At 53.1% G+C, this 14705-nt stretch carries 12 protein-coding genes; 7 read left to right on the forward strand and 5 right to left on the reverse strand.

Annotated elements, in window-relative coordinates; genetic code table 11:
* Positions 1–155: 155 nt before the first annotated feature.
* The gene (locus LC073_RS21765; protein ID WP_226642172.1) at positions 156–1529 is read left to right on the forward strand and encodes an O-antigen ligase family protein; all 1374 of its coding nucleotides are present in this window, start codon (positions 156–158) and stop codon (positions 1527–1529) included.
* 39 nt (positions 1530–1568) lie between these two features.
* Here LC073_RS21765 and LC073_RS00340 read toward each other — a convergent pair whose 3' ends face one another.
* The gene (locus tag LC073_RS00340) at positions 1569–2900 is read right to left on the reverse strand and encodes a UDP-glucose dehydrogenase family protein (protein WP_226642174.1); all 1332 of its coding nucleotides are present in this window, start codon (positions 2898–2900) and stop codon (positions 1569–1571) included.
* 189 nt (positions 2901–3089) lie between these two features.
* Between LC073_RS00340 and LC073_RS00345 the strand changes: the two genes are divergently transcribed.
* Positions 3090–3980: an ELM1/GtrOC1 family putative glycosyltransferase gene (locus LC073_RS00345; protein WP_226642175.1), complete on the forward strand. Its 891-nt coding sequence runs from the start codon at positions 3090–3092 to the stop codon at positions 3978–3980.
* Here the strand turns inward: LC073_RS00345 and LC073_RS00350 are convergent.
* A complete protein-coding gene (locus LC073_RS00350) occupies positions 3977–4642 on the reverse strand; it encodes a YrbL family protein (protein ID WP_226642177.1) in 666 nt (221 codons plus the stop codon). The genes LC073_RS00345 and LC073_RS00350 overlap by 4 nt on opposite strands.
* Positions 4639–5754: a glycosyltransferase family 4 protein gene (locus tag LC073_RS00355; RefSeq protein ID WP_226643262.1), complete on the reverse strand. Its 1116-nt coding sequence runs from the start codon at positions 5752–5754 to the stop codon at positions 4639–4641. Before LC073_RS00355 ends, LC073_RS00350 begins: the two co-directional genes overlap by 4 nt.
* 175 nt (positions 5755–5929) lie before the next feature.
* Between LC073_RS00355 and waaA the strand changes: the two genes are divergently transcribed.
* The gene (gene waaA / locus LC073_RS00360) at positions 5930–7225 is read left to right on the forward strand and encodes a lipid IV(A) 3-deoxy-D-manno-octulosonic acid transferase (RefSeq protein WP_226643263.1); all 1296 of its coding nucleotides are present in this window, start codon (positions 5930–5932) and stop codon (positions 7223–7225) included.
* 34 nt (positions 7226–7259) lie between these two features.
* Here waaA and LC073_RS00365 read toward each other — a convergent pair whose 3' ends face one another.
* Complete coding sequence (locus LC073_RS00365; RefSeq protein ID WP_226642179.1) at positions 7260–8783, reverse strand: TolC family outer membrane protein; 1524 nt, start codon at positions 8781–8783, stop codon at positions 7260–7262.
* 355 nt (positions 8784–9138) lie between these two features.
* Between LC073_RS00365 and LC073_RS00370 the strand changes: the two genes are divergently transcribed.
* From LC073_RS00370 to LC073_RS00385, 4 genes are read left to right on the forward strand one after another with little or no spacing between them, the layout of a single operon-like run.
* Positions 9139–9789, forward strand: coding sequence for a paraquat-inducible protein A (locus LC073_RS00370; protein WP_226642180.1), 651 nt, complete (start codon positions 9139–9141; stop codon positions 9787–9789).
* Positions 9786–10466, forward strand: coding sequence for a paraquat-inducible protein A (locus LC073_RS00375; RefSeq protein ID WP_226642182.1), 681 nt, complete (start codon positions 9786–9788; stop codon positions 10464–10466). The genes LC073_RS00370 and LC073_RS00375 overlap by 4 nt, the downstream gene beginning before the upstream one ends.
* Positions 10459–12843: a PqiB family protein gene (locus tag LC073_RS00380; protein WP_226642184.1), complete on the forward strand. Its 2385-nt coding sequence runs from the start codon at positions 10459–10461 to the stop codon at positions 12841–12843. The genes LC073_RS00375 and LC073_RS00380 overlap by 8 nt, the downstream gene beginning before the upstream one ends.
* A 22-nt stretch (positions 12844–12865) precedes the next feature.
* Positions 12866–13414 carry a DUF4136 domain-containing protein gene (locus LC073_RS00385; protein WP_226642186.1) on the forward strand — a complete coding sequence of 183 codons (549 nt, stop codon included), beginning with the start codon at positions 12866–12868 and terminating at the stop codon, positions 13412–13414.
* Positions 13415–13648: 234 nt separating this feature from the next.
* On the opposite strand, the gene LC073_RS00390 is transcribed toward LC073_RS00385, so the two are convergent.
* The gene (locus LC073_RS00390) at positions 13649–14704 is read right to left on the reverse strand and encodes a glycosyltransferase (RefSeq protein ID WP_226642188.1); all 1056 of its coding nucleotides are present in this window, start codon (positions 14702–14704) and stop codon (positions 13649–13651) included.
* Between the last annotated feature and the right edge of the window lies 1 nt (position 14705).

A 14705-nucleotide genomic window follows, 5' to 3' on the forward strand; every position in this document is an offset into this window, starting at 1 on the left:
GTAGAATGCCCAAGTTAATTATTTCTCTGTATTCTGTGGGTGTCTGCCCATCGCAGGTTTAGTGTGAATCGAAAGCGTTGAATGGTGAGTTCAATCTTTGCCTCTGTTTGATGGGATACAGAATCATGAGTCATTAAGGGCCGTGGGAGTCGCTGGTGTTATCAATTAAAAACTTTGTGAAGGATTGGAAAAGCATATTTTTTCAATTTTGGCAGCGCAATGAGTTGATCGACGTATCGGCAAATCTACAAATGCTCGGAGCAGCTCTGCTACTCCTTTATGCGGCATTATTTCCCTTAGCGAGCAACTTGGCAGATATCTCAAAAACCCTTTTTATTGTTCTTACTCTTTGGGTGCTTTTTACACGTGGAAGAAATTGGCTGAATTCACCAGTTGGGTGGTTTTTCGCTGCCTCCTTACTAGTCCAGGTGTTATCTTGGGCTGGCATGCTGGTTGAATATCCCAATTGGGCCGAGTCCTCGCCAAAACTTCACCGTATGGGGCAGTGGTTTTTATTTGCTGCTATTGCTTGTTGGTTGGGGGGCAGTACTCGCAACACTTTAATCCTCTGGTTGACGGCTTTAATCGCCCTACTATTGGCTCCCTGGATTGCGGGAGGCGGGTTTTCTGAGTGGGCATATGGAGCCATGGGGCAACGGGTCGAATTTGGCTTTCATAATGCCCAACACACCGCACTTCTCTTCGGTGTTGCGCTGCTCGGCTTAGCTGTTTTTACAAAACGCATATTGAGATATTCACGACTGGTATCCGTTTCGAGTTTGGCCTGGGTGGCGGCTGTTGGAATATGTGCACTGGCTGTTCTTTATACACAGACCCGCGCGATTTGGTTTGCTTTGGCAATATCTCTGCTCACTCTACTAATAGTTTACCTGGTGGTAGTTTTTCGCAAGCAGGGTAAGGACATTTGGTTGCGTCTGCTTTCTTGGGGGGCGGTTATCGGTGTAGCTATGATCGCCCTTTGGATGAAAGTTGGGGATGTAGTGATCAATCGCCTCGGGCTAGAGAGGAATACGGTGGATGCCTTGCTCTCAGGCAACCTTGAATCGATCCCCTATTCCAGTATCGGTGTTAGGGTCCACAGCTGGCATGCGGCGATTAATTGGATAGCCGAACGCCCATTGCTCGGTTGGGGTGGTAAGGGTCGGCGTCTTGTTATCCAAAGCCTGCAGGATATGCCATCGGAGTTTCAAAATTCTATTGGGCATCTGCACAATAGTTATCTTGATCTACTAGTGAACTATGGGTTTCTAGGGGCCTTGGTATGGGGAGCATTAAATTGCTGGCTATTCTTGGCAGCTTATAAAAGCTGGCGCAAGGGCTTTTTACCGGGGGATTTCTTCTTATTTTATATTGGTTTTATGGTTCTTTGGCTGATTGCTAACTGCTTCGAATCTTATCTTTTCTATTCCAGCGGCCATTATATATTTGGCATTGTAGTTGCGGGTATCGTTACCCATATTTTTAAAAGTAAGAGCGCTACTGAGCAAACTCAGGCTCTTAGCCAGTGATTATGAGGGGGAGTTCCCCCTCAATACGTTAAGATCGGCTTATCCTTTTGGTCGCCCCACGCAATAATATTCAATCCCACTCTCGGCCATATGCAGGGGCTCATAGAGGTTACGGCCATCAAAAATAACCGGATTGTTTAACGCATTAATAACGGCCTGAGCATCAATGGCTTTAAATTGTTGCCACTCGGTAGCGATAATCAGTGCATCCGCTCCAGATAGTGCAACCTCTTTGGTACCACAGAGGTGCATATCTTCGCGTACACCGTATATCCGTTGACACTCCTCCATTGCCTGAGGATCGAAGGCCTGGACCTTTGCACCGCGCTGCCAGAGTTGTTCCATTAAGGTACGGCTGGGTGCCTCGCGCATGTCGTCAGTGTTGGGTTTAAAAGCAAGTCCCCACAAGGCAAAGGTTTTCCCTTTCAGATCCTCACCAAAATGTTTGGTGATTTTTTGTAGCAGGTAGCTCTTCTGGGTCTGGTTGCGCTCCTCCACAGCATTCAAAATACCGGGGGATACTCCCATTTGGGTTGCCGTCGATATCAGTGCTTTTACATCTTTGGGGAAACATGAGCCGCCGTAACCGATGCCCGCGTAGATAAATTGGTAACCAATGCGAGGATCGGAGCCAATACCCTGGCGCACCTGCTCAATATCAGCGCCCACATGGTCGGCGATTTGTGCCATTTCATTCATAAAGCTGATCTTGGTGGCCAACATGCAATTAGCTGCGTATTTGGCCAATTCTGCGCTGCGAACATCCATGGTGATGATTTTTTCATGGTTGCGGTTGAATGGCGCATAGAGTTGGCGTAGGGAGCTTTCTGCGGAGGCGCTGCGGGTGCCAATAATGATACGGTCCGGTCGCATACAGTCGCTGACCGCAGAGCCCTCTTTGAGGAACTCGGGGTTTGATACCACTTCGAAGGAGATATCTTCGGCGTTGCGCTCAGCTAGCTGATCAGTAATCGCCTTGCTCACCAAGTCTGCGGTGCCAACGGGAACCGTTGATTTATTCACGATTACTTTAGGGCTTTTCATATAAGTGGCGATAGACCCGGCTACCGCTAGCACATGGCGAAGGTCGGCTGAGCCGTCTTCATCCGGAGGAGTGCCTACCGCGATAAAGATGACTTCTCCATGCTCGACGCCGTGTGACGCATCAGTGCTGAAACTCAGAGTGCCATTTTTCAGGTTGCGCTCTATCAGCGGGGATAAGCCGGGTTCATAGATGGGGATAATCCCTTTTTTCAGGTCTTCGACTTTCTTCTCATCAATATCAATGCACAAAATATTGTGGCCAACTTCAGCCAAAACTGCGGCTTGAACTAGTCCTACGTAACCGCTGCCAAATACCGTTACATTCATGAGTATCCCATTACCTGTCGCTGGAGGGGCTGTGTTGCCCAAAAATCATGCGCGCAAGTGTATCAGATATTGCTACCCTGCCACGGTAGGTACCCGGCATATCTCTTGTTAGTGTTGTTAGTGGCAAGGGAGGCAAAAGGGAGGCAATAAGTTATGCTTACGGGCTTTTACCAATGGGGTTAACTGGCTTTGCAGCTGAAGGTTTGGCGTTTTCTCGATGGTAACCGGGCGCATGAGAAACAAAGTGCGGCGTTGGTTTGTGGCCTGGGTAAAAGTTTTGACGGGCAGGTTCAGAGTATTGATATCCCGGCAGGGTTGAGTGCCTCGCGTATCTTCCTGGGACGAGTACAGCAGCTCAACCAGCTGCCCAAACCGGATTTCCTCATTGGTACTGGGCGAAAAAGCCGCTTGCCGATGTTGGCCGCGCGCCACCGTTTTGGTGGGCGTATTGTGTCGATCAACCGCCCACAGCTGCCGTTTAGCTGGTTTGATTTTGCGATTGTGCCCGAGCACGACCGGCCGCCGCCTCTGGAGAATATTATTCTCAGTCAGGGCGCCCTGACGGAGCCGTTGCCCGATATAGCTCCAAAAGTTGGAAGGGGATTGATACTGCTCGGTGGTCCGAGTAAACATTATTCTTGGGATATTCAGGCGATTCGCACCCAAATAGCGCCACTATTGAGCCAGCCTCTGGATTGGCAGATTTCTAATAGCCGCCGAACACCAGGGGGCACATTAGAGGAACTGTCTGGAGATAATGCCAGCCTTGTCGACTGGCACTCTTGTCCCCCCGGTTGGGTTCAGGAACAGATGGCGACAGCTGAGCAGATCTGGGTGAGTGAAGACAGTGTTTCCATGCTGTTTGAGTCGCTGCAGAGTCGCGCACGGGTAGGGGTGATCCGGGTTCCCGGCCGGGGTAAGTCCAATAAGGTCCGTGCCGCGGTGCAAAGGCTGATCGATCAGGGAATGGTCAGTGAACATCTGGAAGAAGTATTGGCCCAGCCAGAGCGTCAGCCGCTGGACCAGTACCTGCTATGTGCCAGGGCACTATTACGTCGCTGCGGACTCTTGGCAAATTAGCCTTTCAGGCCGCGTGCCTCAAATTTTCTCCAGGGTACCTTCTTATCGGAAACCTCCCACTCCACTCGAAGCCACATACGCTGGATACGACGGTGGATATAACGGCTGGCAAAAAAGCGGGAAAATCGCGGCAGCGGCAGGAAAGAGGCACAACCTAAGCCATCGATAAGGTAGATCTGCAAACGCCCATTTTCTCGACGTAAAACCAGGTTGTGAGCGATTAGGTTTTTGGTCAGTACTTCGTATTCCAGTAACCAGCCGGCAAATTCTTGCAGCGCCGTACGCACTTCACTATCCAAACCGTGTTTGATTAAGTACTGACGTAGAGTGGGGGCTGGAGCCCCGCTCTCATCTAAAACCATATCTGTTACAGCCGCTGGTCCGAGGCTGGTCTGCTGAATGCCATACCAGCGAGGCAGGTGTTGCCATAGTCCGGTCCGATCCTGCTGTAGTGCTCTCTGACTATAACCCTCCTGCTCGCGCAGGTTATCGTCAAAGCTGTCCAGGCCGCGCCATCGTTTATACCAGGGGGCCCTATCCAACAGTATCTGAGTGCGCCCTGGGCGCATCACTTTGACACATAAAAGGGAGTCTTGTGGATGCTGGTAGCAAAAGCGATTTCCCCCACTGGCGAAGGGCTCACGGTTATTCAAATCTATCATTGTGCCGCACCCTTTCTGCTGTCGAGCATTGTGCGATAGATTTCCATGGTATGGGCAGCCTGTCGCTCTAAAGTAAATTCCTCGGTGAGATAAGGTTTCAGCAGGGGAGCGTCCAGTAATTCGAGTGTGCGCTCGAGGAGCATTTGCTGATCCCCTTTATTCACCAGCCCCTGTGGAAAACAAGCTTGTAGGGATTCGGCTGGGCCACCGATGTCATAACCGATAATCGGTGCGCCTATCGCAGCCGCTTCGATCACCGTGCGTCCAAATGGCTCCGGGCGCTGCGAGAGGTTGAAAACCAGAGCAGACTGTTTATACCAGTAGCGGATATCAGAGCGGTGCCCAACAAAGCTGATGTGATCCCCAATACCCAGCTTTTGCACTTTCTCTTTTAGCTCTTGTTCGTAATGGACCTTATTCGCTTCGCTGCCACCGAGGATTATTCCATGAATATGGGGGTTTACAGGAGCGAGCTTGGCAATTAGCTCAATAAAATCTTCCTGGCCTTTCCAGCGGGTCAAGCGCCCCGGCAATAATAGCCAGCGCTTTCCCTGGAGCTGCGGAAACTCGCTGCATGTCTGTTCCAACCAGTCAGCCGGAAGACTTATCCCTGGGTGAAACTCGGCGGTATCCACCCCTCGGTAGACAATCTGAGGGGGCCTCTGCAGGTCTTTGGGATAGTTCTCCAGCAGGTAATCGTTTACGCATCGGGAGATGGCGATAACCTGTTCGGTTTTCGCCATAATTGCGCTGTAGCGGTTGATGGAGTAGAGCCCATGTGCGGTGCTCAGCAGCCTGGGGCGGCTATGCTTAGGCATTTTTTTCCAGGCCAGGTAAGTAAGCCAGGCCGGCACTCGGGAGCGAACGTGCAGAATGTCCGCATTGAGTTCATGCAGCAGCCTACGCAGAGGGCGTACCTGTAGCAGGCTGGTAAGGGACTTTTTGTGGATTGGTAAGGTGATATGCTGTGAGCCTTCGCGCTGCAGCTGCTCCACCATACGGCCACCATTGGAAATGACAATGGATTGGTGTCCTGCTCGGACCAGTGCACGGGCAAAATCCACGGTTCCGCGTTCAACTCCGCCCGAGTTCAAGGCGGGCAGTAGTTGCACAACTTTCAAGTGACCAGCTCCGAGTAACCAAGAAGAAAATGTTCTGCCAATGATATGATGACCAGGCCTTGGTTTCCTGGCAGAAGACTCATTATATGCAGTGAAGCCTAATCCAGTACAGTTGGTGGTACAGCCTACCAGCATTTGTTTACTTCTTGTGAAACCCTTTTTGTCGATGCGAGTCCTGTATACCTTTATTTTTCGAGCGGCGATTCCGTTTGTTTTGTTGCGTCTTTGGTGGCGTGGTCGCAGCCAGCCCGAGTATCGGCAGCGCCTTGGAGAGCGGCTGGGAAAAGTGCCGGAACGCCTCAGCCGGACACCGCTGCTTTGGGTACACTCAGTTTCCGTGGGCGAAACACTGGCGGCGATACCGGTGATTGCCCAGCTAGCGGCTCGCCATCCCCATTGGCAGTGGTTGGTGACAACGAGCACTCCCACTGGCTCAGAGCGCGTGACCGAGGCGTTGCGCCCCATTCTTGGCGGCCGTCTGCTGCACTACTACCTGCCCTATGATCTTCCCGAATGCCTGACTCCATTCCTGCAGGCCTTGCGTCCAAATATGCTGGTGATTGTGGAAACTGAACTGTGGCCGAACCTTCTGCATCTCTGCAAACAACACAATATTCCCTCATTGTTGGCCAATGCCCGGCTCAGCGAGAAATCTGCCCGCGGCTATGGGAAGCTGCCGAGGCTTACCCGGTCGATGTTGGCTGACCTGGACAGGGTTGTCGCCCAATATGATGTCGATGCCCAGCGATTTATCGATTTAGGCTTGCCTTCCCAGCGGGTGCAGGCCAGTGGCAATATCAAGTTTGACCTGGATATCGATTTGGGGCTGGCTAGTGAGGCTCAGGTTCTGGCTCACCAGTGGCGTGGCCCAAAGGGGCGTAAGGTGTGGCTGGCGGCCAGTACTCACGCTGGTGAGGATGAAATTATCCTGGATGCTTACAACGTGCTGGTCGAAACCTTTGCAGATTTACTTCTGGTATTGGTCCCCCGACACCCCCAGCGTTTTGATAGTGTTGCGCGACTCTGTCAGGAGCGAGGCTTCAGAGTGACTAGGCGCAGTGAGGGGCGGGCGCCATCCGCCCGCGATCAAATACTCCTGGGGGATACCATGGGAGAGTTACTGCGCTTCTTTGGTGCCTGCGATATGGCCTTTGTGGGTGGCAGTCTGGTCCCCGTCGGCGGGCACAATATGATTGAGCCAGCGGCCTGGGGAGTTCCTGTTGTGTGTGGGCCTTTCCTGCATAACTTCGCTACGGTTGCCCAGCTATTGAAAGCTGCAGGCGGTATGGAAATTGCCGAAGATGCAGCCGCTTTAGCTACTCAGCTGAAGAATTGGTTAAAAAATGACCATGAACGTATCTCTGCAGGCCAGCGCGGTAAGGATGTCGCTCAGGAAAACAGCGGCGCTTTGCAGCGTCTGTTGGATGAAATTGAAGGCTTGATGCCTGGTTTGGAGGACTAGTGAGTGGATTTATATCCACTCACTAAAGTCGAGTTTACTTGGAAGGACCGGCGGCGCCGGCTTCGGCAACACGGGATACATGGCGTGTTGGGTTCAGCATGGTGTCCAGTTCCTGCAGGTCTTTGGGTGACAGCAGGCCCGCCACTTGCTTGAGGCTCAGGGTGTTAAGAATGTAGTCGTAGAGGGCATTGGCATAATCCGTCTGTGACTGGAACAGAGTGCGCTGAGCCAGCAATACATCGACGATATTTCGCGTGCCCACTTCATAGCCCGCCTGAGTTGCTTCTAGGGCGCTTTTGGCGGAAACCACTGCCTGTTGCCGAGCCGATACGCGGGATACATCGGTGACTACCGCGCGGTGCAGGGTGCGGGTGGTCTGGATGGTATTACGCTCGGTCAGGTTGCGCAGATCCTGGGCCTGGAAGGATAGGTTGCGCGCCTCACGGCGATTGGCGCTGAGCAGACCGCCGGTGTAGATGGGGATATTCAGAGAGATCGCAGCGGCTGACTCGCGATTATCTAAATCGAGAGGGAATGTTTCATCTTGCTCCAGTTCTGGAAAGTTCTCATACATTACTCGTTCGCGAACATCACCATTTCTTGTAAATTTGTTGTAAGAAAGAGAACCTGTCAGTGTGGGCAGGTGTTCGCTAGCAGCAGCACGGGCATTGTAGCGGGCTGCCTCGGCATTAAGGCGTGAGGCTTTCAAGGTGAAGTTATTGGCCAGGGCAAAATCGACCCAGTCGGCGCGATCTGCGGGCACCGGTGGAGCCACTTGAAAGCTCTCTACCAGCGGCGCAACTTCATCGTGGTAGCCACCAGTAAGCACCGAGAGGGCATCGAAGTTACTGAGCAGGCTATCCTGAGCGGTGAGACGTCGTGCTACAGAGCTGTCGTAGGCGGCTTGGGAGTCATACACATCGGTAATAGCGGTCAGGCCCACTTCAAAGCGCTGCTGGGTCTGTTCCAGCTGCTTGGCCAGAGCTTTTTCTTCAGAGACGGCTGCTTCTAGTACATCAAAGGCCCGCAACACATCGAAGTAGGCGGTAGCTACACGGATCATCATATCCTGCTGGTTGGCGCTATATTCTGCCGTGGCCAGTTCGGTTAGCTTCTTGCCTTGCTGATAGCCAAACCAGGCGGGAGCATCAAAGATAGCCTGGCTTAGTGTCGCATTATATGTTCTGTCTTGGGTGGTACCTGTTGTTCGAGTAAGAAACTCAACCAATTCTAGTTGGTCCACATTTTCATCTGGATCAACATCAATAGGTGCAACCTGATTTAACTGATCGTATTGGTGCCTTCTTTTAGCTTCGATAAAGGCATTCACCTGCGGCAACAGAGGAGCGCGCAGCTGGTTTTTAGCTTCAACCCCAGCGTGGTAGGCGGCGCGATCTGCGGCTAACTGGGGATCGTTATCCAGCGCCTGCATATAGATGTCCCACAGGGTGTCGGCCTGGGCCTGCATGGCGCCGAAGCCCAGCAGGGTTGCGGCGATCAGTTTCTTCAGTGGACGCAACTGGCGGCCTCGCGACTCTTTGCGGTTACTTCTTTTCATCGGTTTCAACTTCCTGTGGCGGGTGCGGTCTTCAAGCTTCTGTCAGTTATTTGGAGCGGCACTCGAGTTGTTATTCTCGGTGGGTTCCTTTGGCTCGCATTGTCTGATGGCGCTGCCAGTCTCCCCAATTAGCAGTCGCGAGAGTGTACCCGCGGCTAGTCTAAGCGTCGAGGCGACGCTTTCGGCTTTTTGGTATATCTTCGTTAAACCGACGCGAATGTGCGTTTACCGGTAACTGCCTGGCAGTATCAGGGCAGCATTGAATAGGGCAATGGCCCTACATTGCAATAGACGCGCCATCGAAGTATTTGGATGCGGCAAAAATTGTGCAGGATAAGGCAAGGACCTGTGGCACATGGATCAGCTGCGCAACAAAAAGCCGATACCTTGGCAGCGTGCCTGCCATGAGTGTGACCTGCTTTTGACTGGTGGCTTGGCACCGCCCGGTCAAAAGTTGGTTTGTCCGCGTTGTCGTTGCACCTTACACCGCAACGGTAATCACAGTGTTTATTACACCATTGCGCTGAGCCTGACGGGGCTGCTGCTATTTATTCCCTCTGCCAGCCTACCGCTTCTCAGGTTCTCGCTTTTCTCTTTCGGTGCCGATAATACCCTACTGAACGGCGTTTACTCCCTGTATAAGGCGGGTTTTATCTGGCTGGCATCGTTGGTGCTGTTTTGCAGTGTGCTGGCTCCTTTGGGGAAATTCCTACTGCTGTTGTTTATCTGCTGTGGCAGTGCCTGGAAGTTTTTGGATCGGGCGGTTGCCTTTACGGTGCGCTGGTACCAGCACATCAAGGAGTGGGGCATGCTGGATGTCTATATGCTGGGCATCCTGGTGGCGCTAATCAAATTAAGGGATCTGGGAAAAATGGATGTGGAACCGGGTCTCTATTGTTTTGGTGCCATGATGTTGGTGGCAAACCTCTCCTCTCTCAGTTTCGACCAAAATGCTATTTGGCAACGTATGGCGTTGCGGCGCGCCTTACGCGAGGCAGCCCTATGAGTGCCCTGCAGAAAGCGCTCAAGAAGGGAATGACCAGTTGCCTGAGCTGCCATCAGCTGGTCATTTTACCGGCTAATGGTGGGCATTGTCGCTGCCCCCGCTGTGGTGCCAGTGTGCACGGGCGTATTGATGGCAGTTTGATGCTCACCTGGGCGCTGACGATTACCGGGGCTCTGTTGTTATTGCCGGCAAATATCTTGCCGATCATGAGTGCTATTTATCTCGGCGCCGGGGAGCCCAGCACCATTATCAGCGGTGTGATGCAGCTTTATAACAGCGGTATGTGGGGGATTGCCCTAATTGTTTTTGTGGCCAGTATTGCCGTACCGGTAATGAAATTGCTGGGTTTGATACTGCTATTAGTGCAGATTCAGCTGCGATTGCATTTTGTGCCGACCCAGGCGATGAAAATTTATCGGGTGGTTTCCGGGATCGGACGTTGGTCTCTATTGGACCTATTTATGATCTCGATTCTCGCGGCCCTGGTGGATATGGGATTTATCGCGCAGGTTGCTGCCGGCCCAGGCAGTACGGCCTTTGCCTCGGTGGTGGTGATCACCATGCTGGCGGCGCGTTCTTTCGACCCGCGTTTGATTTGGGATGCACACGACGGCGATCTGTATGCAACCGCCGTAGAGCCGGAAACGGCTCACAGGAGTGCGGCAGAAAATGGCTGACAATGTGCCTGAAGATAATGACGCCATAGAGCCCCGTGCCTATGAGGGCGCCCAGCGGGGCCTGGTGCGCAGGAGCCGGGGCCTGCCGCTTGTATGGATACTGCCATTGGTGGCGGGCCTAATCGCCGCCTGGTTGCTTTATCAGGATATGGCTGAGGGGGATGTGCACGCGAGCATCCTGTTTCACTCCGGCGATGGTCTGGTGAAAGGCAAAACGGTGGTGAAGTATTCTGGTGTGGATATCGGTGTCGTCCAAGATGTACGGCTGGTGCCCAATGCCAAAGAATTAAACGGTGCCGACGGCGTGATGGCGGAAGTGAGCCTCAACCGCAGTGCTGAATACCTGCTCGTGGAGGGCACCGAATTTTGGGTAGTGAAACCGGAGCTGTCCATTACTGGCATCAGCGGACTGGAGACTCTGCTATCGGGCAATTACATCGCGGTGGAGTCCGGCAGTGGCTCGCGCAAACGGGAATTTGTGGCACTGGATCGCCCACCGGCATTTATTCGCGGCGATGGCCTGCGTGTGGTGCTCAAGTCCCGTCGGCTCGGTTCTCTCAGCCGGGGTTCGCCGGTGTACTACCGCCAGTTACGTGTGGGGCAGGTGGCGGATTACAGTCTCGGTAAAGAAGGTAACGAAGTTAGTATCGAATTGTTTATTCGTCGTGAATACGCTTATTTGGTACACCGGGGTAGTCGCTTCTGGAACAGCTCCGGGATTTCGATCGAGGGTGGAATCAGCGGTATTAGCATCAACCTGGAATCACTCGCCGCCCTGTTTGCCGGTGGTGTCAGTTTTTACACCCCGGAGTCCCAGCGCCAGTCGCCTCTGGCAGTCAATGGCACAGAATTCAAACTGTATAAAAATTTTGCCGCAGCGGATGCGGGGATTGCTATCACCCTAAATTTCGATCGGGGCGTTGATGTAACGCCAGGCAGTACCAAAGTGTACTACCAGGGAATCAAGGTGGGGGAGGTCAGTCGCGCTAAAGCCAATAACAGCATGAACGGAATGGAAGTCGGGGTGCTGATGGACCCGGCCACCGATGACCTTCTCAGTGAAAATACCCGCTTCTGGTTGGAGCCGCCCACCTTTGATTTTAGTGGTGGCCTGAACGAATTAATTCAGGGTAATCGTATTGAGGTGGACCTGCGCCGCGGACAGCGCTCCCAACGCACTTTTTCCGCGCGTGCATCGGCGCCACAAATGGACCCGAGGGTGCCAGGGTTGCATTTACGTCTTACCTCCCGCAATCCGGGCTCATTGCAGCGGGGGGCTCCCGTTTATTTCCGCCGTATCGAAGTGGGCAAAGTGCAGGGAATGGAATTGCGTAGAGACGGCGAAGGCGTTGAGGTGTATGTGGTGATCGAACCCCGCTATGCGCACCTGGTTAAGCCGGGTACCCGCTTCTGGAATATCAGCGGCCTACGGGCCAGTGCGAGTCTCAGTAGCGGTATCGAGGTGCAGGCGGATTCATTGATGTCGCTACTGCGCGGTGGTGTCGCATTTGGTATGAGGCGTGATGACCACGAAAAGGGAGGGCCTGTGCAAAATGGCGATCAGTTCCCCCTATACCGCAGTCGCGAGGCGGCGCTGGAGGAGGGCATTGAAATAAGCATTCATTTGCCCAGTGCGGAGGGGCTTAAGGTCGGGGCCCCGCTGCGTTACAAAGGCGTGCAAATCGGAGAATTAACCCGCTTGCGCCTCGGTAAGGATCTCAGTGAGGTTCAGGCGCGAGCGAAGCTCTTTCATCGCGGTAGCAACTTTGCCCGTGCCGGCACACGTATCTGGGTGGTGTCGCCGCAAATCGGTATCAGTAAAGTTGAGCACTTGGATACGATAATTACCGGTCGCTATCTCGCTCTGGAGCCCGGCGGTGGGCCGCCGGAAACAGAGTTTTACGCTGAACTACAGGCCCCGAAAGAGGATCTTGTCGAAACTATGAGCCGACCCGGCCTGACAGTAATACTCGATGCCGCTAGGCGAGGTTCTCTGGTGGCGGGAAGTCCCGTCTACTACCGGCAGGTTCAAGTCGGGGAGGTTACCGGTTTTGAATTGGGAGAGTGGGCCGACCGGGTTTATATCTATGTACATATCGAGCCGCAATATCGCCCACTTGTGCGGGAGTACACAGTTTTTTGGAACGCCAGCGGTGTAGATGTGAATTTTGGGCTGAAAAGTGGTCTCAATATTAATACAGAGTCTGCGCAGGCTCTGATTAAGGGGGGAATTGCTTTTGCTACACCCGAGCCGCCATTTATGGGATTCGAAGTGGAATCCGGCAGCCACTTCCCGCTCTATCCACGTGCGGAGCCCAAGTGGTATAAGTGGAGTCCCAAGATAGAGCTGTATAATTATGCCGAACCGGTCAAATAAGTAATAAATTCAAGGAGTATTTATGCGTTACATAACCATGGGCCTAATGACACTACTACTTTTGGCCGGGTGCCAGGAAATGCAAGTGGAACGGGTAAATACCGGGGCTCAGCCGGTGGTTTTTTCCACTTATAAATGGGGAGTGACGCCCCTTAATGATGCGGATGCCTCTGCGCAATTGGTAGAGCTGGATGAAGAAATGCGCGGTACGGTAGCGGCCCAATTACAGCAGCGCGGTTACCGGCAGGTCGCCCAGGACCAGGATGCGGATATGGTTGTGGATTACCAGGTGGCTGTGGTGGATGAGTTTTTTTCCGGAGATACCAAAGACCCAAGCTGGGATAAGCAGTTTGACAGCAACGCACCGCAGGATGTGGTGGAATTGCCGCCACTTACCGATGCTCCACTGGTAATTATGAGTGTGGGGATTGGTCGCCCTGATGGCGCGACAATTTGGGGGGGCAGTGCCAGCGAGCTCCTGACTCGCCCAGATAGTATCGAGCAGCGTCAACGCCTGATTTCACGAGGCGTAAGTGCGCTATTAAAGGACCTGCCACCAGCTTATCAGTGAACCGAGATATTTTCGGTTTTAGCTTTTTAAATCTATTTGGTTGATACGCTCCATCGCCGGCTACAGGCCGGCGAGCCATTTCAAATACCAGAGAATTCTTCCTTATTTCACTTTTAATTGAATTCAGGTATTGAAAGCTATTGGCTGTTTTTTCTCGTTTTAGCGGCCCATGTAGTTAAGTGTAATTGGACCGCTAAAAATACTTTACGAGTTATCTGAGAGTTTTTTCCGAAATTAAGGGCGCCCACGGTGCATCAGGGTATCGTAGAGCTCAATGTATGAGTCCACGATAAATTGCTTCGAATAGCCCTGCGCATACACTTCCGCGGCATTCTCAATCAGGCTCTGGCGTAAATCCGGGTTATCCAGCACCGAGCGGACGGCCTTTGCCAGCGCATCGGCATCGTCGATGGGAGTAATAAGGCCGCTGTGACCATCACTGATAACTTCACCGGGCCCCTGGGAATTGGTGGCGACGATTGGGCAGCGGTGTGCCCAGGACTCCATTACGATGGAACCCAGTCCCTCGTGCCGTGATGGGCATACAAACAGATCCGCGGTGCGCATCAGGGTAGTGACGTCGTTGCGCCAGCCAAGAAAGCGCACGCGCTGGTCCAGGCCGAGCTTGTGGCACAGCGCCTTCAAGTTGGCCTCTTCGGGGCCGGTACCGGCGAGCCACAGGGTGGCGTCGGGTATCTGCGCCAGGGAGTGCAGCAGGACATCAAAACCCTTGTTGATGTGCAGGCGACCCGCGGCGAGGATCAGGGGTTTGTCTTCGGGGGTATCGAAACTGTTGCGTGGTAGCGGTTCCACCGGAGTCTCATCGGCAAAATTGGGGATATGAAAAATCCGCTCCCTAGGAATGCCGCCATCGATCATATGTTGGCAAATCCCCTTGCTGATACCGATCCAATAATCCGCGTGGCGGTAGTATTTCAGGTTGTAATAGTGACCGAGCCGGCTGACCAATAGGTAGTTTTTTGAGTTGGGGGTGATAATGGTGGCGCGTCCCATCCAGGTCATCACGATGTCCGGCTGCCAGTTATTCAGTGCCTCGCGGTAGACTCTGCGACCGAGAAAATCCAGTTTGCCGCCAAACTTAAAACCTTCGGTTTCGACTCCATTGTTACGCAGCGCTTGCACGCGGTGATCGTGGTTGCGGATAAAGGCTTTCTCGTTAATCTCAGTGCGCGGATTCAATCCGCTCACCAGGCGCACGAAAAAATTTTCCGCACCGCCGTGCTCGGCACCGGCGAGGACCTGCGCCACTCGAATTGGCTTGTTACTCATA

The organism is Microbulbifer variabilis (assembly GCF_020524905.1).
Taxonomy (GTDB): domain Bacteria; phylum Pseudomonadota; class Gammaproteobacteria; order Pseudomonadales; family Cellvibrionaceae; genus Microbulbifer; species Microbulbifer variabilis_A.